The following is a 24,278-nucleotide window of genomic DNA, read 5'->3' as shown; positions in this document are numbered from 1 at the left end:
GACAAGAAATTAAGGTAACGTAGCCAAATCGTTCCAAAACTTTAAAATGGGTAACTGCTGGTTTTCCTTTTTCTTCACTTTCGTGAACCGCCATTTGCATTCGATTGGTATCATGGCGACCGATATTGCCTTCAATGGTGCCTTCTTCTTCCTCAATATTTCCCCAAACTAAAGCAATATATTCTCGCTCTGAAGTTTTTTCGGCAAATTGCTTGGACAAATAAGCCATCGCATGTTCGGTTTTAGCAACAACTAACAATCCGGTTGTGTCTTTATCAATACGATGCACTAGACCTGGGCGTTCAGAACTATTCATTGGTAAATTTTCAAAATGAAATGCCAACGCATTGACTAAAGTTCCTGAATAATTTCCATGACCTGGATGAACCACCATTCCTGCTGGTTTGTTAATGACCAACAATTGATCGTCTTCAAAGATTATATCTAACGGAATATTTTCTGGCGTGAGTAATTGCTCATAAGTAGGATGTGCTAAAACCAATCGCACTATATCGCCAGCTTTTACTTTATAATTTGACTTTACTGGTATATCATTCACTAAAATTGATCCTGCTTCTGCAGCCTGTTGAATTTTATTTCGCGTGGTATTTTCAATCAAATTCATCAAAAATTTATCCACTCGCAAAGAAGATTGCCCTTTAGCTGCTTCAAACCGATGGTGTTCAAATAATTCATCTTCTAATTCATTGTCTGCCTTATATTCCGCCATTATTCTCTTTAAATTCAACTGGTTTTACATCCTCAGGATTGTCCACAGGAGCTAAAGTATCGGTTGGTTCCTCTGAACTAAACGTTTCTTCGTTAAAAACTTCTTTTCCGTCACCCAACACAAAATCTAATGTCGAATTTTTCTTTACAATATCTCCAGCTCTCAAACGTCTTCCGTTTTGATAAATTTGCAAAACGACATCTTTTGCAATGTGTGGTTTATACGATTTTTTACCTTCTTTTAAGGTTAATGATTTTATAGTTGCTAAAATTTGACGATAGGTTTTATCCTTAAATTCAGGAATTTCAATATTTGTAAATTCACCAGCATTTAATTTTACATATATTTTTCGTCCGTCTTTTACTAAGCTTCCTGCTTTTGGATCTTGTTCCAAAATCGTAAACGGAGGATAATCGGCATTAAAATCAACAGTGTCTAATAAAAATACTTCTAAATCAATCTCGTTTAATTTTTCTTCTGCAATTTCTAATTTCATCTTAGATAAATCAGGCACTTTAATTTCTTGGCCGTGATTTGTTCTAAAATCTAAAAATAAAATCAATAAAAAAGTAAAAACCGCCACAATAGTAGACGCTATGAAAGCTTGAAGAAAAAAGGCTTTACTGGTTATGTATTTAAACAAACTCATACTGTTAAGATATTTTAGCAAAGATATAAAAATTGAAAGAATAAATCCTTTCAAATATAATTACAAAATTCTAAAGAAATAATGTAATTTTGTTCTACCAAAACAAGAAAAAGTAGATGAAAAACGTAGCCATCGTAATGGGAGGTTATTCCAGCGAATATAAAATATCACTTACCAGTGGTAATGTTGTATTCAATAATTTGAATCGCACTAACTATAATCCGTATCGCATTCATATTTTCAAAGAAAAATGGGTGTTTGTAGATGAAAATGATGTCGAATTTCCAATTGATAAAAACGATTTTTCAGTAATTGTAAATGGTTCAAAAATTATTTTTGATGTCGTTTTTAATGCTATTCACGGAACACCTGGTGAAGACGGTTTGTTGCAAGCTTATTTCGAATTATTAAATATTCCTCAAACGTCTTGTGATTATTATCAAGCAGCGTTAACATTCAACAAACGTGATATGTTGTCAGTTTTAAAACCATACGGAATCAAAACGGCAGAATCGTTTTACTTGAATTTAGACGACGAAATCAACATAGAAACTATTTTAGCTAAAGTGGGCTTACCTTGTTTCGTAAAGCCAAATAAATCGGGTTCAAGTTTCGGGATTTCGAAAGTTAAAACTAGAGAAGAATTCCTTCCTGCGATTGAAAATGCTTACAAAGAAGACGACGAAATCATCATAGAAAGTTTCTTAGACGGAACAGAAGTTTCAGTAGGTGTAATCAATTACAAAGGAACGGTTACCGTTTTACCAATTACCGAAATCGTATCGGAAAACGACTTTTTTGATTACGAAGCCAAATATTTGGGAAAATCTAAAGAGATTACTCCTGCAAGAATTTCAGACGAATTGAAAGTTAAAATTGAAGCGGTTGCTAAAAAAGCATACGAAGTATTGAAAATGAAAGGTTTTTCACGAAGTGAATTCATTATCGTAAACAATGAACCGCACATGTTAGAAATGAATACGATTCCAGGATTAACCACCGAAAGTATTTTACCGCAACAAGCTCGCGAAGCTGGAATTTTATTACCTGAATTATTTGAAAACGCTATTGAATTGGCATTAAAGAAGTAATTATGAAAAAAGCAATATTTCCAGGTTCATTTGATCCAATTACCAACGGTCATTTTGATATTATCAAAAGAGGCGTTTCTTTATTTGATGAAGTGATTGTCGCCATAGGTGTCAATGCTGAAAAAAAATACATGTTTTCGTTAGAAGATAGAAAACGATTTATTGAAGATGCTTTCAAAGACGAACCAAAAGTTAGAGTCATCACCTACTCGGGTTTGACCATTGATTTGTGCAAAAAAGAAAATGCAGAATTCATCTTACGTGGTTTGAGAAACCCTGCCGATTTTGAATTTGAAAAAGCCATTGCACATACAAACAGAATTATGTCGAAAATAGAAACGATTTTTTTATTAACAGCCGCTCGAACTTCTTTTATTTCCTCAAGTATAGTGCGTGATGTATTACGAAACGGTGGCGATGTTTCACAATTAGTTCCTGAATCGGTGTTAAAAAAGAAGTAAACTAGTTTTCAAACACAATCAATTTTTCTTTTATAATTAAATTCGAAAAACTAAATTCAGATTTTATCCATTCCAAGGTTTTGAGTTGGTAAATAAAAACATGGGTGAAATCATCTTTATAATACCAATTCTCAAATGGCTTTTGTTTGTTGAAAACTTCTGTTTTACAATATAATTTACCATTTGGAAGTAATAATCTTTTCAATAATTCAAATTCTTGATGCGGATGATGAAAATGCTCCATTACTTCGCAACACGAAACGTAATCATATTTTTGTTTCAAAAGTGAAGGTTCATTTGCGAAAAATAAATCGTAATTCTGAACTTGAAAATCTTTATCGGTTAACATTTTAGCTATTACTGGACCAGTTCCTGATCCAAAATCCAAACCTTTAGCCTCTGGAGAAAAATCGTATAAAATAGCCTCCACTATTGGTGAAACAAACGCTTGATACCGTTCGTCAAAAACATCATTATTGTGTTCTTCATAATGTTGTTTCTCTTCTTCAGCAGATAAAAAAGTATGTTTGGGTCTGAAAATCCCTGCACAATTCGTGCATTTATAAAACAAATGCTTTGGTTTATCGCAAAATTGCGTTGCATTAGAATTACATAATGGGCAATTATGTGTAATCATTTACTCCTCCTCTTTCTTAATAACTTTTCTCGCAACCTCAATTTTATATTTCTTCCCTTTCATTTTTTCTTCTTTGATGTTTTGCAATAACGATTTCACCTTTGGATATTTAACCGCTACAAACGAAATAAAATCTTTGACTTCGATTAGTCCTATATCGTCTTTTTCCAGTTTTCCTTTTTGCGAAAAGAAACCTACAATGTCAATTTTATTCAACTTATTTTTCTTTCCGCCGCTGATGTAAAGCGTTTGATATAAAGGTGCTTTTGGTAATGATTTCGCACTGGAAACATCTAATCTTCGTTTGCCATAATCAAAATAATCAGATTTCTTTTCGGTCTCGTGAATCAGTACATAAGCGGTTCCGGTGGCTAACATACGTGCGGTTCTACCATTTCTGTGGGTAAATTCGTCTTCTTTTGCGGGTAAATGGTAATGAATTACGTGTTTCATTTCAGGAATATCCAAACCACGCGCGCCTAAATCAGTCGTAATCAAATAGGAAACACTTCCATTTCTGAACTGAATCAAAGCACGTTCGCGTTCGTCTTGGTCTAATCCGCCGTGATAATACGTGGAAATAATGCCTTTTTGCGTTAACATTTCATGAATGCGTTCTACCGCTTCTCTATGATTGCAAAAAATAATCGCAGCTTCTGAATTTAGTGAACAAATCAACTGAAACAACGAATCAATTTTATCTTTTGATTTCGAAAATACGATGCGAACATCTAAATTATCGTTCTGTTTTTGGTTAGGAATAAAATCAATTACTTTCGGATCAATTACTTTTGTATATTTCGGAATTTCCACACCTGAAGTCGCAGAAACTAAAATACGTTTATTGGCTCTCGTGATTTTTCCAATGATATAAGACATTTCTTCATGGAAACCCAATTGTAACGACTTATCAAATTCGTCTAACACATACGTTTTAATGTTATCGGTAGCAAAACTTCCTCGGTCTAAATGATCGGCAATTCTTCCTGGTGTTCCAATTAAAAGCGCTGGAGGATTACTCAAATTATTGATTTCGATATCTATTGAATGTCCACCATAACACGTATTGACTTTGTAATGCGTGCCCATTTTTTTCCAAACTTGTTCAATTTGTAAACCTAATTCGCGCGAAGGCACTAAAATTAAGCATTGCACACCTTTTACGTCTTCTTCTAATAATTGAAAAATGGGTAATAAAAAAGCTAAGGTTTTCCCCGAGCCTGTTGGCGAAAGCAATAAAATATTATCTTCATTCAAAATAGCTTGTTGCGCTACTTCTTGCATTTTATTTAAACTTTGAATACCAAGATTCAATAGCACATTGTTGGAATACGGTTTTTGACTCATGCCGCAAAGATAAAGCCAATTTTGAATTAAAAATTAAGAATTAAAAAATATGCTAAAAAGATTCATTATTTTTGAAAATCAAATACCGATATGCTATGCGTTTTTTAACTATAAGTTTGCTTTTCTTTTCAATTTTTGTTTTTTCACAAAACGATTTATCCACGCCTTTTGAACGTGGCAATGGCAATCAATCTACTACTTATGAAGAATGTATTGCGTATTATGAACAATTAGACGAACGTTTTTCCAACATTCAAATGATTCACAAAGGCACCACAGATAGCGGAAAACCTTTGCATTTAGTACTTTTTTCGAGCGAAGGTAAATTTGATTTTGACGAATATTTTACTAAAAACAAAGCCGTAATTTTAATAAACAACGGCATTCACGCAGGCGAACCCGATGGTATAGACGCTACAATGATATTAATGCGCGATTTAGCCATAGGAAAAATTAAAACGGCTAAAAACACCTTTATTGCAGCTATTCCGGTGTATAATGTGGGTGGAATGTTGAATCGAAATACGCATTCTAGAGCCAATCAAAATGGTCCAGAAGAATATGGTTTTAGGGGAAATGGGCGTAATTATGATTTGAATCGCGATTTTATTAAATCGGACACTAAAAATTCTAGAAGTTTTCAAAAGTTGTTTACCGAGTTAAATCCTGATATTTTCTTAGATAATCACGTTTCTAATGGTGCTGATTATCAATATACATTTACTTGCATTGCTACCCAGCATGAACGTTTGGGAAACAAATTAGGAAACTATTTCATCAATGAATTGTACCCTTCAATTGTAAAAGACATGAACAAAAAGAATATCGACGTGGTGCCATATGTAAATATTCACGGCGATATGCCTGATAAAGGATTTGAACAATTTACCGATACGCCAAGATATGCCACAGGTTACACCACTTTATTTCATACCTTAGGATTTGTTCCAGAAACACACATGTTGAAAGTGTATAAAGAACGTGTAAAAGTTACTTATGAATTTATGGTCAGCACGATTAATTTCGCAGATACAAATTGGCAAAAAATTAAGCAAATGCGTAAAGATGCTTTAAATGAATATCAAGTTGGGATGCAATATCCAATGGATTGGTCAATTGATTCTACCAAAGTGTCTTATATTGATTTTAAAGGGTATCAAGGTGGTTACAAACCAAGTGATATTTCTGGAAAAGACCGTTTATTTTACGACAAGAGCAAACCGTTTACCAAGAAAATTCCGTTTTATGGAAATTATAAACCAACTGAATTTGTAAATATTCCAAAAGCGTATATTATTCCACAATCGCAATGGCACGTATTAGATTTGTTGGAATTAAACAATATCAATGCACAACGTATTCAAAAAGATACGATTATTGAAGTAGAATCGTATAAAATTGAAAGCTATCAAACGTCAAAATCGCCTTATGAAGGGCATTACGGACATTACAATACGAAAGTATCCAAATCTACTCAAAAAGTACAGTTTCATTATGGCGATTATGTATTTTACACAAATCAACCGGGAGTGAAATATTTAGTTGAAACTTTAGAACCTGAAGCGGTGGACAGTTATTTCAATTGGAATTTCTTTGATCCTATTTTACAACAAAAAGAATATTTTTCAAGTTATGTTTTTGAAGATTTAGCCAAAGAATTTTTGGACAAAAACCCGAAAATCAAAGCCGAATTAGACCAAAAGAAACAAAACGACAAAGCTTTCGCTGAAAACGGTGCGGCACAATTGGATTGGGTGTATAAACAATCACCTTATTATGAGAAAGCGCATTTGAAATATCCGGTATATAGAGTGAATTGATAAAATTCGTTTACGATCTTATTCAAACAGCAACTTAATATTCTCGTAGGAATTTTTCAATAACATCGGAATATTCTTTGGGTTCACCCACTCTACTTTCTCGATGCCTTCTTCGGCTTGACCTTGAGGAGTGCCTTCATATTTGGTTTGCATTTCAAACCATTGGGTTATTTTTAATTTGTAGCGACCGTTGCGCTTAAAAATATGATAGGTTTTTTGCAGTTTTTCGGTAATGACTAATCCAGTAACGCCAGTTTCTTCTTCAACTTCTCTAATGGCGGTTTCTTCTATGGTTTCGTTTTTTTCCATGCCGCCTTTTGCTAAATCCCATTTTCCGTTTCTGAAAATAAAAAGTACGTCTCCATTTGCATTATAAACCAATCCACCACCTGCTTTTTCCACAGGTAATTTGGCTCGAAGTGTTTTCATAATTAATTTCTCATCTGGATGATATAGAAACGCTTTCTGAATTTTATGCTGAAATATTTTAACGATCAACTTCTTGATATCAACACTTTCTAACAAAAAAAGTTTGAAATCGGTTTCTTTTTGAACCTGATTTGTCAAAAAAAGTGGCTTATCGTTCACAAAAACTTTATACATTTGCAATATGATTTTTAATAACAACACAGCACAACAAACAGCCGAATTGCTTTTACAAATAAACGCAATTAAATTAAATTCTAAAAATCCTTTTACATGGGCTTCTGGCTGGAAGTCTCCAATTTATTGCGACAATCGTATAATCCTTTCATTTCCAGCGGTTAGGAATTATATTCGTGATGAATTTGTCAAACATATTGAAGAGAAATTTGGTAAACCTGATGTTATTGCCGGCGTTGCAACTGGCGCAATTGGCATCGGAATTTTAGTTGCCGAAGCAATGGGATTGCCTTTTGTATACGTTCGACCTGAACCAAAAAAACACGGAAGACAAAACCAAGTGGAAGGTTTTTTACAAAAAGGTCAAACCGTAGTTGTGGTAGAAGATTTAATTTCTACAGGTGGAAGTAGTTTATTAGCCGTTGAAGCGTTGCGCAACGAAGGCGCTAATATCAAAGGAATGGCAGCTATATTTACTTATGGATTTGCCGTTTCAAAGGAACGTTTTGAGGCCGCTAATTTGGATGTTTACACGCTTAGTAATTACGAAAATTTATTAGAGAAAGCACTTGACAAACAATATGTTTCAGAAAACGAACTAGAAACCTTAAGCGCTTGGAACGCAAATCCTGCTGAGTGGAACGCAGAAATATAGTTGGGAGTTAGAAGCAGGAAGTTGGGATAATTAATTACTTCTAAACTAAATCCTTTTAAACCCTTAACCTTTTAAACTTATAAACAAAAAAATATGAACTTAGAAAGTCCAAAAGTAAACGTAGCAAAATCGGCTGAATATTTATTCAATGCTTTGAACGACGTAAAGAATTTCGAAAAATTAATGCCTGAAAATATCGCAAAATTTGAAGTAATCGACGAAAATTGCTTCGAGTTTGGATTAAAAGGTATGCCAGAAATTAAATTAGTAAAAAAAGGTGGTACTCCAAATTCGCAAATAGTTTTAGGAGCTGCTTCAAGCAAATTACCGTTTACTTTAACTGCAAACTTAACCGAAGTAAACGATACAACTGATGTTCAATTAGCGTTTGAAGGCGATTTCAACCCAATGATGGCAATGATGATCAAAGGGCCTATCACAAAATTTATTGAAACTTTGGCTGAAAATATGGGGAAATTATAATTCCGTATTTTAAATAAAAATGAAAGTCCGTTTTTAAACGGACTTTTTTTATGTAGTTTTCAAAGCTTCAATCAGCAAATCAATATCTTCTTTCGTATTGAAATGACTGAATGAAATGCGTACACTTGGTTTTATAACTTCTTCTGGCGATAAAAATTCGGCTAAAACGTGCGATGGTTTTACACTTCCGCTTTGACAAGCACTTCCGCGCGAAACGGCAATTCCTTTCATATCTAACGTAAATAGCAACATTGATGTCTTTTCTTCCGATAAGGGTAATTGGACATTCAAAAGGTTATAAAACGTGTTTTCTCCGTTAATTTTGACTGCTGGAAATATTTTTTTTAATTCCGAATAACAATACTCTTTTAAATCGGAAATGTAATTGGTATCGTTCTCTAAATTCGCATGAGCTAATTCAAACGCTTTTGCCATTCCTACCACTTGATGTACTGCTTCGGTTCCAGCACGCATTCCTTTTTCTTGTTCGCCACCGAAAATCATCGGTTGTAACATCGAATTCTTTTTCAAATAAGCAAACCCGATTCCTTTTGGTCCATGAAATTTATGTGCAGAAGCTACTAAAAAATCGATACCTAAATCTTGTACATCTAAATTCATTTTTCCAATAGATTGCACAGTATCACAATGGAAAAGTGCGTTTGCATATTGGCATAGGTCTGAAACACGTTTAATGTCTAAAATCGTACCTATTTCATTATTTACATGAATTAACGAAACCAAAGTAGGAACATCTGAAGGTAATTTCGCTGCTAAATCCTGATAATCGATGTTTCCGTTTGGCAAAATCGCAATGTATTCAACTTGAATTCCGAATTCTTTTGCTAAATGTTCGACCGTGTGCAACGTTGCATGATGCTCAATTTTAGTTGTTATAATGCGTTGAATTCCCAAATCTTTAACTGCACTTGTTAAAATCCAGTTCGTAGCTTCAGTGGCAGTTGACGTGAAAATAATTTCAGAAGCTTGTGCATTTAATAATTTAGCAATGGATTTTCGAGCCGATTCCAACAAAGTTTTGGCACTTCGACCAAAACTATGCGTAGAAGATGGATTTCCAAAATCATTTTGAAGCACCTCAAGCATCGCTGAAATGACATCAGGATGAATGGCTGTAGTTGCGGCATTATCTAAATACACTTTTCTCATTAGTGGCTTTTAATTGTTTTTAATTGTCAAATGTAATTCGCACATATAAATTGGTAAAAAATGTTAAGTGCTCATTTCATACTACAAAGATACAAATCATTTTATTTTAGAAACTTTAAAAATGAATTACGTTTAAAATAACATACTTTAGTTAAATAATAAATTAAAACCGCTATTTTTGCTTTTTGATTTAATAGAAAAACACACTTATACCTATGAAAAAATTATTGTTTTTAATTGCTTCTATTCTTTTATTACAAGCTTGTGACGATGGAGATATAACATTAAAATCGTTTAATTTTGAAACTGCAACCGTTCAAAGTTGCACATCTAATAACTTGGTTTTTAAAATTAAAGAAAATGAATTATTGCTTTTAAATATTCCTGCTACTAGTTTTGCAAATGAAGAAACACCAGATGGCAGTCCTAGAATTGTGACAGTAAATAGCACCAATAAAATAATTTATCGAATCTATTCAGGTAATTTAAATACTACTAATATTTGCAGCATACTTCCGCCTGCAACTCCTGTTGTAACGAATGAGTGGAACGCTTCTGGAGGAACCATTGAAATAATTACCGATAAATTATTTGCTGCCGATGGAATAACCGTAACTGGTTATACTCATAACATTCGTTTTGTAAACGTAAATTTTTCAAGTACGGAAAATTCGTTTAGTTTTACTTCTTATAATTTTGGAAATTACAGAACGAGTTTATAATTATATTTTCAATGATCAATTCGCATTTTGTTTGATGTAGACTTCTGTTGCACCTAATCCATATTTTTGATAATTTGCGTCTTGGAACGAAATGTTATCATAACGCCCCAATAAAAAATCTAAATCCGCTTTCAAAACTCCTTCACCAACACCGTGAATAAAAACTAGTTTTGGCATTCTATTTTTTATTGCAAAATCAAGTTGTCGTTTTGCAGTTTCAAGTTGTAATGTCAAAATATCATAGTTGCTCATGCCGCGTTTTGAAGGCACTAATTTTTCAATATGCAAATCAACTTCTAACACAAATTCATCCTTGCTAGATTTCTTTTCTTTAACAAAACTTCGCTTTTTTGGAAGCTCTTTATCTTTTAATACCGAACTTAAACTTTGACTTGAAAAAAAACCACTTAAATCATTGGAATTGTGTATTTTAACTAATTCGTTGACAAAAAATGTCATCATAAAACCATCATTAGTTTCAACTGAAATAACTTCGTTTTTTATAGCAACCACTCTTCCCGAAATTGCTTCATCTAAAACCTCAACCTTATCACCTATTTCAAATTTCTGTATCATTTTCATCCTCGTTTTTAGAAGGTATTCGTTTCATTAATCTATATAATCCATACATGAAAATTGCCATTGCACCAATCATAATAAGTTGATTGGGTTTAGATTTTGACTGCTCAAATAAAGCTATAATTCCAAAAGCAGCAATTATTAATATCGATATAAATTGTTTCATTATTTACAAAATTAAGAAATCAAAAGTACGAATTTTTTAGTGTAACTTTTTTTCTTTCGGACCAATTTTAGTTTGATTTTCTATTTCAAATAAAATCAATAACAACTCATTAACAAATTATTTACAGTTCAGTTTTAAAGTTTGGCACGGCAATTGAAAATAACTAATCAAGCAACCTTTTTAGAAACGAGTTTTAAAATGGAGTTGTTAGTTTAATCTTTAAAATATTTGTATCATGAAATCGAAGATTCACGAATTCCGAAAACTAAATCTGTACTTCATGAGTAAAAAAATTACACTTTTAGTAGTAGCCAGCAGCATCCTTCTGGTAGGAAGTATGGCTTATGCGTCAGAAAACCCTGTTTTTTCTGACAACACAAATAGAAGAGGCTTTTACATTGATTATAGAGATGCCGAACCTATCATTTTTAAAGAACGTGGGATTGAATTTATGTTGTTTCCTAATGGCGAATTTGATTTCAACACTAGGCCAATAAGATCAAGAACAAGTGGAACAAGTGGTTCTCCAAGAGGAGCTTACTATGGAACATTAGAAAGAGGTGTTAGAATTGAGCACGATAATTTTGGTAGAGTACGACGTGTTGGAAATGTTTACATCAATTATGATGTTTTTGGACGAGTAAAACGAATAGGAACAATATATATGAGCTACAATAGTTTTGCTGTAACAAGAATTGGAAATATGCGAATTATTTATGACCGAAGAGGACGTATAGTAGATATATTTGGATTTATAAACTATGCTAACAACGGTTATGTTTACAATCCTAGAGGAATTCATTATTCTGGAGGAAACGGAGGCTATGGCTACGGAGACGATTATGATGATGATTATGGAAACGATGATGACTATTATTACTTCAAAAAAGACGGCTCTAAAGCTAAGATGACTGAAGAAGATGTAACCGAAATCAAAAGAGAAGCATTAGAAAATAAAAAAGATAAATAGTTGGTTGGTTAGTTTGTTTTTAAAATCCTGTGGATTCTGGGAAGATGAAGCAGGATTTTTTTTATTTGAATACTTTCTTAAAAAAAGAAGTTATCACAAAATTAATATCAGAAGAAATTTTAAAGTAATAACTCAAGCCCACATAAAACACAGTTACTAATATAGATTTTAGTACAATATTTACAAAGGGGTAAAAATTAAAATCCCAATAATAAAAAACAAAAAAACTAACAATAACAATTACTAAAGAAAGTACTGTTTTAATGGTAAATGGAAATAATTTCATTTTTAAAACAACGAAAAACAGTTTTGCTACACTGTATAAAGTAATTGCAATTAAAGTAGCGAATGCGGCACCATTCAAACCAAAATTAGGAATAAAATACATATTTAACAACACTATAAGCACTACCAATAGTAACCCCAGTATTAAAACTGTTCGGTAGTATTTTGAATTGAAGATAATTGCATTGTTATTTCCTAAAATTAAATCAAAATATTTTGACAACCCAATCGCAAAAACAACAAATAAACCTTGAGTATATTCAACCGGTAACATTAAGTATAATTGATTAATATTCACTAAAATTCCAAGCAAAATCAGACCGCCAACAACTTGCAAAGTAATTGAAGATTTTTTATACAAATCGTTTAATTCTTGCCATTTATTTTCGCTCATCAACTTTGCTGTTATCGGATAAGTGATTTGGTGCATGGCTCTGCTAGGAACAGAAATTACCATTGCTATAAAAATGGCTACCGAATAAAAAGCAATATTATCAATTTTCATATAATGCTTAATCATGTACTTATCAATATCCAACAACATATTGGCTATACTTGCCGATAAAATAATAAAAACCGTATAAGTTAGAATCGCTTTGCTTTGTTTTGGTGTTTTGAAATGTAAAACGATTTTCTTGACTTTATTAGCATAAAAAACAATCAACATAAGGCTTATTCCATAGACCAAAACCAGTGAATAAATAAAATCTGATGGGGTAATGTATTCAAAATAGACTCCAAAAAGCAAAATGGTTATCAATATCCTAACAAAAACTTCTTTCACAAAACTTCCAAAAACCGATTTCATGTGCGCACGCAACCATGCATAGAAAATTTCAAAATAGCCCATAAAAATTCCGATAATTGGAATAACCCAAACAAATGAATTAATAATAGGATTTTCTTGAGATTCGTAAGCTGCAATGGTATCATAAAACACGTAAAACAAAACCATTAATGGCGTAATAAAAAATAACGGAACCAGCAACATATAAGTCATATAACTGTTCAACTCTTGTTCTGTTTTATTGTTTTCATTAAAAAATTTGATCAACGTATTTTGAATTCCAAAAGACATAATGGGATACAAAATATTAGCTGCTGATAACACATAACCCGTTAATCCGAAATACTCTTTTCCTAAAAAGTAGGGATACATAAACAAGATATTCAACGCACCAATTCCAAACCCTAAAAAAGTTGTGATTGTGTTTCTAATTGATTGTTTGATGACTATTCCCATTTTTGAAGTATGAATTTAGAATTTAGAATTCAAAAGTTTTGACAACTTCTCGGTCAATGATTTTCTGCTGTATTGTTGCAATCCCACTGGATTTACTTTCAAATTATTTTGTTGAAACTCCTCGAAACAAGTTGAAATTTGTTTTTTCAGAGTGTCAAACTCATTGTATTTAAAAAACGTTCCGGTATTGGTTTCTTTTATAATTTGAGCAAAATCTGCGTTTTCTGGTCCGATGGCGATAATTGGGCGTTCCGAAACCATATATTCAAACAATTTGCCAGGAATAATACACTTAGTTTCCTCTGAATCAATTTCGATAAGCAACAAAACTTGCGAACTGCGTTGTTCAATTATTGCTTCATTATGCGGCATATATCCAAGAAGATTAACGTGGTTTTCCAACTTAAATTCTTTAATAGACTGCAATACCTCAGCACTCACCGCGCCTATTAACTTTAACTGAAATTGCTGATTGAATTCCGAATTTTCTTCAGTCAATTCTCGCAAAGCTTTCCATAAAATTTGTGGGTTTCGTGCCGACAAAAATGATCCAATATGTGCTAAAGTAAATTTCTCGTCCAAAGGTTTTTTACTCACTACTTCCTCATCATAACCATTTGTAATCACTTCAATAGGTTTTGATGTAATCATTTGAAAATCCGTTTTAGTACTTGGCGAAGTTACAATAAGTTGGTCACATGTATTCATGACCTCTTTCTCTAAAGACTTGTGTTTGTTGGCAGCCCAAGAACTCAATTTTAATTGTTTATGATAGCCTATGGTTGTCCAAGGATCACGAAAATCGGCCAACCAAGTAATGTTGAGCTCCTTTTTTAATTGCAACCCAATCAAATGTATACTATGTGGCGGACCAGTTGTAACTATCGTATCGATTTGATGTTCTTTCAGATATTTTTTCAAAAACTTTACCGATGGGTTTACCCAAAAAACTCTTGCATCAGGAATAAAAACGTTGCCACGAATCCAAAGCATGGCTTTCTCTACAAACGATTGTTTTTTTTGATTCGGAATGATACCTGAACTGATTTTTTTAGTCTTATTTTTTGAAAAAACCGAAGCCAATCCATAAGGTTCAAAAATTGGTTGTTTGATAATTATGGCTTTATCCGAAACTTCGCTTACTAATTTTTCATCAAGCAAAGGATATGTTGGATTATCCGGAATATAAACGTGCGGTTCAATATTAAAATCGGGCAAATATTTAACAAATTTCAACCAACGTTGCACTCCCGGACCTCCAGCAGGTGGCCAGTAATAGGATATGATGAGTATTTTTTTTGTTGGTTTCAATGTCAAGTTCAATTACAAATTCAAGTTCAAAAATCAAAAATCGTTAATCATCAATCTTAAATCTTTTTTTTCGCACCAAATAAACTCCTACTCCTATTAATAAAAGCATTCCAATAGAACTGATTAAAGCAATTGTACTTCCTGTTTTAACTACTTGAGGCTCAAATTTGAATTCGATAGTATGTTTTCCTGCTGGAATTTGTAAACCACGTAATACATAATTTACACGATGTATTTTAGTTTCATTTCCATCAATAGTAGCTTTCCAACCGTTTTCATAATAGTTTTCAGAGAATACTGCAAATCCATATTTAGAATTTTCTGATGAATAAATTAAATGATTTGGTTTGTGTAATTTTAATTGAATTGAAGCTGTTGAATCTTTTGAACTAATAAATCCACCTTTAAAATATTTTCCATTATCTTCAAATGTATCAACAACCGCCTCATTAGTTACATCTAAACTATTTAAAGCTTTAATTTCTTCATCAGCAGATTTGACTACCTTTATTTTTGAAACAAACCATGCATTGCCATTAGCAAATGGATTTGTAATTGGCACATCACCTTGACCTGTTGGCACAATAACATATTTTACATTTAGCATATCCAAAACCGGATTACTTTTTGTAAAACTTAGTGTTTGAAAATCGATTGAACTTCCTAATTCGTTGATATTTTTCTCCACATTATAATCAAATAATTGATCAAAACGTCGAGGTCTTACGGCACTATAACCACCAACAGATTTATGAAAATAAGAAGTTCTAGCTTGCATTCTACCTTGAATTTCGTAAACTCTATAATTTGAAGTATCTTTTAAAATGAGGTTATCGACTTCAGTAGGCTCAAATGGCATATCGACTTCGCGAGCAGATTTAAATTGGTCTGGATTGTTATACACATAACGTTTATCGACCATAAATAAATCAGCAACCATGAAAAATCCTACCAAAATAACAGCTGTGGTTTGTGCTAACTTATTTTGGATATATAACCATAAAATAACCGCAACAGCCAACATAAACAAGCCCGAACGCATTAAATCGCTGGTGTAGAAGTTCATTCTATCTTCTTTTAAGGCATTTATGAAGCTAATTCCAAATGATTTATCCTGACTTTCGCCAAACATTTGCATCAATTGTTGGTCAATTGGTGCTGAAAAATTAAATAATCCTTTTGCTAAAAATAAAGCAACTATTAAACCTAAACTTGTAGCAGTAGCTTTCCATAAACTTGTCCATTGTTTATCCTTGTCATTTGAGAAAAACGATTGTAAACCCATGATGGCTAATACCGGAAGACATAATTCTAAGACTACTTGAATCGAAGAAACGGCACGAAATTTATCATAAAAAGGCACAAAATCAACAAAAAATCGGGTTAAACCATCAAAGTTTTTTCCCCAAGAAAGCAATAAAGAAAGTATTGCTCCTGCTAAAAAAACATATTTTATTTTAAGTTTGTCGTGAAACAATCCTAAAACGGCTAAAAAGAAAACTATTGCACCAATATAAGCCGGCGCAGCAACAATGGGTTGATCGCCCCAATAGGTTTTACCATAATATTCAACGGTTTGAAGGGCTTCAGCAGGCGTGGCACCATAATTTAATAAAAATGAATATAATGCCGAATCTTCAGCTAATGTTTCGCTATTTCCACCTCCAAAAAGTCTTGGAGCAATTAAATTAAAACTTTCGGCAATTCCATAACTATATTCAGTAATGTATTCGTGCTCCATTGCTGAATTAGTTGTATTTTTTGATCCATCAGGTTTAAAAGTTAATTCGCTTTTTCCTCGGATACTAAAATCGGTATATTCTGCAGTAGCCAATAAATTTGTTGCATTTGCTCCGATGGCTAAAATTCCGGCTGCTGCAAAAACGCCAACTGTTTTACCTAATGCTACATATTCCTTATTTTTAATTGCAATAACAACATAATAAATAGCCATTATCATTAATAAAAATAACAAATAATAAGTCATTTGGAAATGATTGGCATTAATTTCTAATGCTGCCGCAACCATGGTTAGTAGGCCTCCAATTATATACCTTCGTTGGAAAACTAATAAAACTCCAGCAACCACCATAGGCATGTATGCTATGGCGTGTGCTTTAGCATTATGTCCTACTCCTAAAATTATAATTAAATAGGTTGATAATCCAAAGGCTAAAGCTCCAAAAAAGGCTTTCAATGGATCTACTTTCAATACCATTAATAACACATAAAACCCTAAGAAATAGAGAAACAAATAATCTGCTGGACGGGGCAAGAAACGCAATATATCGTCTAAAGCACCAATGGCATCATTAGGATACTTTGCGCCTAACTGATACGTTGGCATTCCACCAAAAGCGCTATTCGTCCAATAAGGTTCTTCATTTGATTCTGTTCTAAAATCATTTTGCTCCTTTGCCATTCCGGTATATTGAACGATATCGGATTGGAAAATTTTATTTCCTTGTAACACCGGATAAAAATAGATGATGGAAACTAAAACAAATCCGATAAGCACTAGTAAATGAGGAACAATTTTATTGATTTTTTTCATGATATTGTAATAAAAATAATAAGGTGCTAATGTAACTAAAAAAAGGATATTGTTAAAATATCCTTTTGGTTAATGGGTAAAATAGGGTTATTTCAATTCTTCATAATCAATATAATCACCAACTACTTTCTTCTCTTTAGGTATACTATGCTCTGGCTGAGAAGTCTTATTTTGTTGTTCTTGTTGTTGTTTAAACTGTTCTTGCATTTTTTCTTGCATTTTATTCACTGCTTTTTGCATAATTATTGGTGCAAAAATTCGCATTAAAAACTTGAACAAATAATAACTTAAAATTATAATTGCTAAGGTTCTTAAAAAGCTTGAGCCTGAAGCCATTTCCATATGATCTAATTTTAAAATTCAAAAATACAGATTTTGTTGGTAAAACTTGTAAATTGTTTCTTAAAATTATTATAAAATAACTATTTTTGAGGATAAATTAAATCGTATGAAATCTTTACAATCGCTTCTTGTTTTGAGCCTGTTCATGGTAACTCAGTGCGCAATGGCACAATTTACAGATGATATTAACTCTAATCGCCCTGGAAGATCAATGATGGCGTTTTCTGTTGGAAAATCGATTTTTCAAACCGAATCGGGTATTAATTATGTAAGTGAAGATCACAAATCACTTGATTACAAAGCAAATGGATTGATTGGAGAGTTTGACATTCGTTGGGGCTTATTCTTTGAACAACTCGAATTAATTGCAGAAATACAATACCAAAACGATACCTATACCTCTGCAAATCTTGAAAAAAATAGAAGTGCCTTAAAGAAAACATTATTTGGTGCTAAATATTTAGTTTTTGATCCATTTAAAAACTACGAAGAAAAACCTAATGTTTATAGCTGGAAAGCTAATCAAAAATTTAAATGGAGACAATTACTACCGGCAGTTGCAGTTTATGCGGGTGTCAATTTAAACTTTACGGATAATCCTTTTAATTATGCTCCTGTTACAGTTGAGGAGTCAAAAATAAGTCCAAAAGCGATGGTAATTGCACAAAATCAATTCGGTAGTCGATGGGTTTTAGTTACTAATGTTGCATATAATAAAATAGGAACCGATTTTGCAAGTATCGATTACATTTTAACTTTAACTAGAGGATTCAACAAAAAATGGTCTGGATTTATTGAAAATCAAGGTTTTATGGGAGATTATTATTCGGATGGAATACTAAGAGCAGGAGCAGCATATTTGTTCAATAAAGAAATGCAAATTGATGCCTCTATTGGTAAAAATATTAAAGAAACACCAAGCATAATTACTGGTGGAATAGGTTTTTCATGGCGTTTTGCAAATAACTACAAAGAAATCAAAATTGAAAAAGACAATGGCAGTAAGATGGATAAAAAAATGAAAAAGAAAGGTGAAAAAGAAGCCAAGAAACGTAAAGATTCTGTTGAATAAAAATGATAACAATAAAAGAAGCGCTTTCTAAAAAAGACATGAGAGATTACGTTATGTTTTCTTTCAAATTATACAAAAATAATCCCTATTGGATTCCACCTATTATTGCCGAAGAACTTGAAACCTTTGACAAAACAAAAAATCCTGCACTTCAAACCGCCGAAGCACATTTTTATTTGGCCTATAAAGATGATAAAATCGTTGGTAAAATTGCTGCAATAATCAATTGGGAAGAAGTAACTATTTTAGAAAAAAGAAAAGTTCGATTTGGTTGGTTTGATGCCATTGATGATATCGAAGTAACAAAAGCACTTTTAAATAAAGTAGAAGAATTAGGAAAAAAACACCAAATGAATCATCTTGAAGGACCTATGGGTTTTTCAAATTTAGATAAAGTAGGAATATTATCCGAAGGGTTTGATCAAATGGGAAATATGATAACTTGGTATAGTATGCCCTACTACATTGAGCATTTTGAACAATTAGGGCTTACCATCGAAAAATCGTATCAAGAAAGTACTTTTTCATTTAATGATATAGATCCTTCACAATTTAATAAGTTTAGTGGACTGATTAAAGAACGATACCAACTAAAATCTTTAAATTTTACAAAGACTAAAGACATAATGCCTTATGTAGATCAAATGTTTGATTTGTTTAATACAACTTATTCAAAACTACAATCATTTGTTCCTATAAATACTATTCAAAAAGCGTATTTCAAGAAAAAATACATTAGTTTCATCAATCCTGAGTTTATTAAATTTGTAATGGATAAAGAGGAAAATATGATTGCGTTTGCAATAGTTATGCCCGGATTTGCTTCAGCACTTAAAAAAGCGAACGGTAAATTATTCCCATTTGGATTTTACCATTTATTACAAGCTAGAAAAAAATCGAAAGAAGTTGTTTTTTATCTCATTGGTGTTGCTCCTGAATTCCAAAGCAAGGGTGTTACGGCTATTCTTTTTGAAGAACTACACAAAGTTTGCAAAGCAAAAGGAATTGAAACTTGTATTAGAACACCAGAATTAGAAGAAAATCATGCCATTCATAATTTATGGAAAAATTTTAATTCTAAAGTTAATAAACGCAGACGTACCTATCGAAAAGAGCTATAAAAAAAGGGATTCAATTGAATCCCTTTTTTTATAAAATTATTTTTTTATTCTACATTTTGAACACTTGCTTCTGCAATTTTAGCATATGTTCCGTTGACTAATTTTTCACGAATTGCCTCAAAAGCAGTAAGTGTTTCATTAATATCGTCAATTGTATGTGAAGCGGTAGGAATCATTCTTAATAAAATAATTCCTTTTGGAATAACAGGATATACTACAATAGATAAGAAAATTCCATAATTTTCTCTCAAGTCGTTTACCATTATCATTGCCTCAGGAATAGAACCTTCAAGGTATACAGGAGTAATACAGGTATTAGTGTCGCCAATATTGAATCCTTTTTCTTTTAATCCGTTTTGCAAAGCATTAACATTTACCCATAATTTATCTTTTATTTCAGATGAATTACGCAATAATTCTAAACGTTTTAATGAACCAACAGTTTGAATCATTGGTAACGCTTTGGCAAACATTTGCGAACGTAAGTTATATTTCAAATAATCAATTATCTCTTTATCTGCTGCAACAAAAGCACCAATATTTGCCATTGACTTTGCAAAAGTTGAAAAATAAACATCTATTCCATCTTGACAACCCTGCTCCTCGCCTGCTCCAGCTCCGGTTTTACCTAATGTTCCAAAACCATGTGCATCATCAACTAACAAACGGAAATTGTATTTCTTTTTCATTTCAACTACTTCTTTCAACTTTCCTTGTTGACCACGCATTCCAAAAACACCTTCGGTGATAAATAGAATTCCTCCTCCTTGTTCAGTAGCTAATTTTGTAGCACGTTGCAAGTTTTTTTCCATGCTTTCTATATCATTATGTTTGTATGTAAAACGCTTTCCACTGTGCAAACGAACTCCGTCAATAATACATGCGTGAGCATCTACATCATAAACAATAACATCATTTCTTGTAACCAAAGCATCAATAGTTGACATAATTCCTTGGTATCCAAAATTTAATAAATAAGCCGATTCTTTCATTACAAAAGCAGCTAATTCATTTTCTAATTGTTCGTGAAACTTTGTATGTCCACTCATCATTCGAGCTCCCATAGGATAAGCGGCACCATATTGCATTGCTGCTTCAGTATCTGCTTTTCTAACTTCTGGATGATTGGCTAAACCTAAATAATCATTCAAACTCCAATTTAAAATATTTTTTCCTTGAAATTGCATTCTCGGGCCTAATTCTCCTTCTAATTTTGGAAATACAAAATATCCTTCTGCTTGAGAAGCCCATTTTCCTAACGGACCTTTATTGTTCTGAATTCTTTCGAATAAATCTTTTACCATGATATTTAATAGGTGTTTAAAACGAGACAAAAGTATAAAGAAAAAACTTTTTATTATAATTATTCCGTATGAAAAAAGAATACAGTGAAATAAATTTTGTGGATCGCTTGTATATTAATAATTTGAACGTACATTTGTACCCGAACGCACAGAAATGTGGTTACACGTTCACCATAAAAGTCGATCGCTCCAGATCGGCTTTTATATTTTATAATTATCTGATTCGGATTTGTTTTTCTCTTTTGTCTTCAATATTTTTTCTATATAGAAACACTGGACCTTCAATTTTTACTATTCGAATTAAACATTCCTCAATTTCTATGATTGATTGACGTATTTTTTTCTTCTTTGACTCATAACCTAAATGATCTGGATACAAATCTAAAAATGTAGAATAATTAGTATAATTTGGATATGCAGAAATTAATTGATGTAAAAGAATAATATCCTCTTGTTTCAAAGATTTTTCAATGGTATTTATTTTTTGTTCGATTCGGTGAATTGAAGATTTTTTTGATTTAAAATAGTAGAATGCTAAAACTATGATTAGAATAATTACAAAAAATAAAAAAACAGCATTTATATTTGAATTTGTTGAATATAATTTAGAATACACTCTTTTAGCTCCTAAAAAATCATCCTTTTTTACAAATAAAACTTCTGATTTATCAATTGATTTATCAATTACAAAGTAAAATCCATTTTCCGATGTATTAAAAGTTAGAGTTGATAATGTATTATTTTTATTTAATGATTTGATGATATCAAAATTAGCATTGGGATAACTTATCATTTGATTGCTCTCAATATCCGCTTCAAAAACACATTTATCAGAAATGACAAAAGCATGATTGTTAAATTCATACAAAACATCATAGGGATAAACAACTTCAGTCAATCCTTCACCAAGCTTAGTCCAAGAATTATCTTCAAAAGAAAATTTCCAATAATCGGAAATCAATCCCGCATTTTGATATGGTTGCTCTTTATCACTTGGAATGCCGTGCCCTTGCCCAATATATAAATTTCGTTTAGAGTACTGTGCAAGCATTCGATCTCTTGCAAAAGGAGATTCTGATATTGGTGTTTTTTGATTGAAAAGTTCTGTTTCTTTTTTGGCAAAACTAAAATAAGTAATTATGTTCTTAAAACTATGCAATCCATAGCCGCCAAAATCCATCAAAAAACCATTATGAAAAAAAGTATAACTTCTAAATTGGTTTTTAAAATCAAATGAATGATCCAATCTTTTAAACTGATTTCCATTAAAAGAAAACACAATACCAGAAGAAGCATTTTTCATGTAACCAATTTTTGGGGTTTCGATGAATTTAAATTCTGTCATGGGAAGACCGTGCAATTTAGGAAACCCTTCTTGAAATACACTAATATTGAATATGGAGTCATTCTCAATTAAATAGGTGCTATTTTTGTATGTGAACAAAAAATGATTTCCTTGCTTCTCAACTAGTTTTACCTGAGCGGATGTATTCTCTGAAAAAACTAAAAATAAAAAAAGAATATATATATTTTTCATTTTGTAAAAATAGCAAAATTAGATTATTACAAAATAGGGGATGAATACGGTATTCGATTTTTTTTTCTCTAATTCCATTTCTTTTTGTGTCCTTTGGTTTATTAACTTAAAAAACTAAACAGAAATGAAATCAAATTTAAAAAAATTATTTTTAATCGTTACAGTATGTACTACAATAATAGCTTGTAGCGGAGGTGATGATTCTAGTATTGTACCTTTAAATCAGTCTGAAAATCAATTAGTTGGAAGTTGGGAATCATTGACTACACCACATCCAAATGGAAATAATAATCCTAATACATATTACAGATCATTTTTTACTTTTAGAAGTGATAGAACTGGAATAAATGGATTTAATGAAGTTATTTCTCCAGTTGACCAATTTTCTGAATCAAATAATATTAAATGGAAAGCAACAAACACAACTATAACCGTTACCTATGAAGACAATACTGAGGAAACTGGAAATTACGAATTATTAGACGCTAATCGGTTAAGAGGTACTTTTGCTAATGGAGTAGTTTTAACTTACACTAGACAATAATAACAAAAATCATTTTTTGTGTGATTTTTTTAATCTATTAAATTGTATTATAGTCCTCAAAAACCTACTTTTGAGGACTTAATAACTTCTCATGCAATTAGTTTTCGCTTCCAATAACAAAAATAAAATAAAAGAAATTCAAGCCTTGGTATCTGATGCCATACAAATTATTAGTTTAGAAGATATAGGTTGCACCGAGGACATTCCTGAAACAGCTGAAACTATTGAAGGAAATGCTATATTAAAAGCCAATTATGTTACCTCCAACTATGGTTACGATTGTTTTGCCGATGACACTGGTCTTGAAGTTAATGCTTTAAATGGCGCACCGGGTGTTTATTCTGCTCGCTATGCTGGAGAACAAAAAGATGCAAATGATAATATGGATAAGCTTTTATCGGAATTAAAAGATAAAACCAACCGAAATGCCAATTTCAAAACAGTCATTTGTCTTAATTTAAATGGTACACAACAACTCTTTACAGGTATTATTAATGGAAAAATTATTGATGAAAAAATAGGTACAAACGGTTTTGGATATGACCCAATTTTCATCGCCGAAGGACACGATAAAACCTTTGCTGAATTATCACTTGAAGAAAAAACAACTATTAGTCATAGAGGAATTGCAGTCCAACAATTAATTCGTTATTTATCAAAAAATTTATAGCCATCTTCTAAGCTACTACTTTTTTGACAAAACAGAATCTACTTTAAATATTTAACAAATTGAAAATCAATACCTAACAAATTAGTTTATATAGTATATTAACCCTACCTTTGCACCCAATTTAAAATAATATATGAATAAATTTGAACAATTAGGATTGAATGAGTCGCTACTGCTGGCGATTAAAGATCTAGGATTTGAGAATCCGTCAG

The 24,278-nt window shown here is 32.0% G+C and carries 25 protein-coding genes; 11 read left to right on the top strand and 14 right to left on the bottom strand.

What is annotated here, in order from left to right; genetic code table 11:
- A partial coding sequence (locus ACIQZC_RS02050; RefSeq protein WP_396137573.1) for an RluA family pseudouridine synthase occupies positions 1–730 on the bottom strand: 730 nt, incomplete at its 3' end.
- On the bottom strand, positions 717–1,379 hold the full coding sequence (locus ACIQZC_RS02045) for a PASTA domain-containing protein (RefSeq protein ID WP_396137572.1): 663 nt from the start codon (positions 1,377–1,379) through the stop codon (positions 717–719). The genes ACIQZC_RS02045 and ACIQZC_RS02050, both read right to left, overlap by 14 nt.
- Before the next feature lie 116 nt (positions 1,380–1,495).
- On the opposite strand from ACIQZC_RS02045, the gene ACIQZC_RS02040 reads away from it, so the two are divergent.
- On the top strand, positions 1,496–2,470 hold the full coding sequence (locus ACIQZC_RS02040; protein ID WP_396137571.1) for a D-alanine--D-alanine ligase: 975 nt from the start codon (positions 1,496–1,498) through the stop codon (positions 2,468–2,470).
- 2 nt (positions 2,471–2,472) lie between these two features.
- The gene (coaD, locus tag ACIQZC_RS02035; RefSeq protein ID WP_396137570.1) at positions 2,473–2,931 is read left to right on the top strand and encodes a pantetheine-phosphate adenylyltransferase; all 459 of its coding nucleotides are present in this window, start codon (positions 2,473–2,475) and stop codon (positions 2,929–2,931) included.
- 1 nt (position 2,932) lies between these two features.
- On the opposite strand, the gene ACIQZC_RS02030 is transcribed toward coaD, so the two are convergent.
- Positions 2,933–3,568, bottom strand: coding sequence for a class I SAM-dependent methyltransferase (locus tag ACIQZC_RS02030; protein WP_396137569.1), 636 nt, complete (start codon positions 3,566–3,568; stop codon positions 2,933–2,935).
- The gene (locus ACIQZC_RS02025) at positions 3,569–4,915 is read right to left on the bottom strand and encodes a DEAD/DEAH box helicase (protein WP_396137568.1); all 1,347 of its coding nucleotides are present in this window, start codon (positions 4,913–4,915) and stop codon (positions 3,569–3,571) included.
- 95 nt (positions 4,916–5,010) lie between these two features.
- On the opposite strand from ACIQZC_RS02025, the gene ACIQZC_RS02020 reads away from it, so the two are divergent.
- The gene (locus ACIQZC_RS02020) at positions 5,011–6,735 is read left to right on the top strand and encodes a M14 family zinc carboxypeptidase (protein WP_396137567.1); all 1,725 of its coding nucleotides are present in this window, start codon (positions 5,011–5,013) and stop codon (positions 6,733–6,735) included.
- An 18-nt stretch (positions 6,736–6,753) separates the two neighbouring features.
- On the opposite strand, the gene ACIQZC_RS02015 is transcribed toward ACIQZC_RS02020, so the two are convergent.
- On the bottom strand, positions 6,754–7,338 hold the full coding sequence (locus tag ACIQZC_RS02015) for an NUDIX hydrolase (RefSeq protein ID WP_396137566.1): 585 nt from the start codon (positions 7,336–7,338) through the stop codon (positions 6,754–6,756).
- 7 nt (positions 7,339–7,345) lie between these two features.
- Here ACIQZC_RS02015 and pyrE point away from each other — a divergent pair, with 7 nt between their 5' ends.
- The gene (pyrE, locus tag ACIQZC_RS02010) at positions 7,346–7,993 is read left to right on the top strand and encodes an orotate phosphoribosyltransferase (RefSeq protein ID WP_396137565.1); all 648 of its coding nucleotides are present in this window, start codon (positions 7,346–7,348) and stop codon (positions 7,991–7,993) included.
- Between the two features lie 93 nt (positions 7,994–8,086).
- Positions 8,087–8,476 carry an SRPBCC family protein gene (locus ACIQZC_RS02005; RefSeq protein WP_396137564.1) on the top strand — a complete coding sequence of 130 codons (390 nt, stop codon included), beginning with the start codon at positions 8,087–8,089 and terminating at the stop codon, positions 8,474–8,476.
- A gap of 48 nt (positions 8,477–8,524) precedes the next feature.
- Here ACIQZC_RS02005 and ACIQZC_RS02000 read toward each other — a convergent pair whose 3' ends face one another.
- Complete coding sequence (locus ACIQZC_RS02000) at positions 8,525–9,646, bottom strand: cysteine desulfurase family protein (RefSeq protein ID WP_396137563.1); 1,122 nt, start codon at positions 9,644–9,646, stop codon at positions 8,525–8,527.
- A gap of 215 nt (positions 9,647–9,861) precedes the next feature.
- On the opposite strand from ACIQZC_RS02000, the gene ACIQZC_RS01995 reads away from it, so the two are divergent.
- Entirely contained in the window at positions 9,862–10,368 is a 507-nt protein-coding gene (locus ACIQZC_RS01995) for a hypothetical protein (protein WP_396137562.1), read from the top strand.
- Between the two features lie 15 nt (positions 10,369–10,383).
- Here ACIQZC_RS01995 and ACIQZC_RS01990 read toward each other — a convergent pair whose 3' ends face one another.
- Positions 10,384–10,944 (bottom strand): Smr/MutS family protein, encoded by a 561-nt coding sequence (locus ACIQZC_RS01990; RefSeq protein ID WP_396137561.1) that lies wholly within the window; start codon positions 10,942–10,944, stop codon positions 10,384–10,386.
- Positions 10,928–11,113 (bottom strand): hypothetical protein, encoded by a 186-nt coding sequence (locus tag ACIQZC_RS01985; protein ID WP_396137560.1) that lies wholly within the window; start codon positions 11,111–11,113, stop codon positions 10,928–10,930. The genes ACIQZC_RS01990 and ACIQZC_RS01985 overlap by 17 nt, the downstream gene beginning before the upstream one ends.
- Before the next feature lie 280 nt (positions 11,114–11,393).
- On the opposite strand from ACIQZC_RS01985, the gene ACIQZC_RS01980 reads away from it, so the two are divergent.
- Complete coding sequence (locus ACIQZC_RS01980; RefSeq protein ID WP_396137559.1) at positions 11,394–12,083, top strand: hypothetical protein; 690 nt, start codon at positions 11,394–11,396, stop codon at positions 12,081–12,083.
- A gap of 61 nt (positions 12,084–12,144) precedes the next feature.
- On the opposite strand, the gene ACIQZC_RS01975 is transcribed toward ACIQZC_RS01980, so the two are convergent.
- From ACIQZC_RS01975 to ACIQZC_RS01960, 4 genes are all read right to left on the bottom strand, one after another.
- Positions 12,145–13,611 carry a lipopolysaccharide biosynthesis protein gene (locus ACIQZC_RS01975; protein ID WP_396137558.1) on the bottom strand — a complete coding sequence of 489 codons (1,467 nt, stop codon included), beginning with the start codon at positions 13,609–13,611 and terminating at the stop codon, positions 12,145–12,147.
- 15 nt (positions 13,612–13,626) lie between these two features.
- A complete protein-coding gene (locus tag ACIQZC_RS01970) occupies positions 13,627–14,922 on the bottom strand; it encodes a glycosyltransferase family 4 protein (protein WP_396137557.1) in 1,296 nt (431 codons plus the stop codon).
- 43 nt (positions 14,923–14,965) lie between these two features.
- Positions 14,966–17,476 carry a YfhO family protein gene (locus ACIQZC_RS01965; RefSeq protein WP_396137556.1) on the bottom strand — a complete coding sequence of 837 codons (2,511 nt, stop codon included), beginning with the start codon at positions 17,474–17,476 and terminating at the stop codon, positions 14,966–14,968.
- Positions 17,477–17,563: 87 nt separating this feature from the next.
- The gene (locus ACIQZC_RS01960) at positions 17,564–17,818 is read right to left on the bottom strand and encodes a DUF4834 domain-containing protein (protein ID WP_396137555.1); all 255 of its coding nucleotides are present in this window, start codon (positions 17,816–17,818) and stop codon (positions 17,564–17,566) included.
- A 106-nt stretch (positions 17,819–17,924) separates the two neighbouring features.
- Here ACIQZC_RS01960 and ACIQZC_RS01955 point away from each other — a divergent pair, with 106 nt between their 5' ends.
- Both ACIQZC_RS01955 and ACIQZC_RS01950 read left to right on the top strand, forming a co-directional pair.
- Positions 17,925–18,890 carry a transporter gene (locus ACIQZC_RS01955; protein WP_396137554.1) on the top strand — a complete coding sequence of 322 codons (966 nt, stop codon included), beginning with the start codon at positions 17,925–17,927 and terminating at the stop codon, positions 18,888–18,890.
- Between the two features lie 2 nt (positions 18,891–18,892).
- Positions 18,893–20,011: a GNAT family N-acetyltransferase gene (locus tag ACIQZC_RS01950; RefSeq protein ID WP_396137553.1), complete on the top strand. Its 1,119-nt coding sequence runs from the start codon at positions 18,893–18,895 to the stop codon at positions 20,009–20,011.
- A 44-nt stretch (positions 20,012–20,055) separates the two neighbouring features.
- Here the strand turns inward: ACIQZC_RS01950 and ACIQZC_RS01945 are convergent, their stop codons facing one another.
- Entirely contained in the window at positions 20,056–21,315 is a 1,260-nt protein-coding gene (locus tag ACIQZC_RS01945; RefSeq protein ID WP_396137552.1) for an aminotransferase class I/II-fold pyridoxal phosphate-dependent enzyme, read from the bottom strand.
- 214 nt (positions 21,316–21,529) lie between these two features.
- Positions 21,530–22,852: a hypothetical protein gene (locus ACIQZC_RS01940; protein WP_396137551.1), complete on the bottom strand. Its 1,323-nt coding sequence runs from the start codon at positions 22,850–22,852 to the stop codon at positions 21,530–21,532.
- A 124-nt stretch (positions 22,853–22,976) separates the two neighbouring features.
- Between ACIQZC_RS01940 and ACIQZC_RS01935 the strand changes: the two genes are divergently transcribed.
- Positions 22,977–23,396: a lipocalin family protein gene (locus ACIQZC_RS01935; RefSeq protein ID WP_396137550.1), complete on the top strand. Its 420-nt coding sequence runs from the start codon at positions 22,977–22,979 to the stop codon at positions 23,394–23,396.
- 91 nt (positions 23,397–23,487) lie between these two features.
- Positions 23,488–24,066 carry a non-canonical purine NTP diphosphatase gene (locus tag ACIQZC_RS01930; protein WP_396137549.1) on the top strand — a complete coding sequence of 193 codons (579 nt, stop codon included), beginning with the start codon at positions 23,488–23,490 and terminating at the stop codon, positions 24,064–24,066.
- Positions 24,067–24,278: the final 212 nt, after the last annotated feature.

This window comes from Flavobacterium sp. (genome assembly GCF_044338735.1).
Lineage (GTDB): Bacteria > Bacteroidota > Bacteroidia > Flavobacteriales > Flavobacteriaceae > Flavobacterium.
Note: the sequence above shows the minus strand (reverse complement) of the source record. Positions and strands in the feature narration are given on the sequence as shown.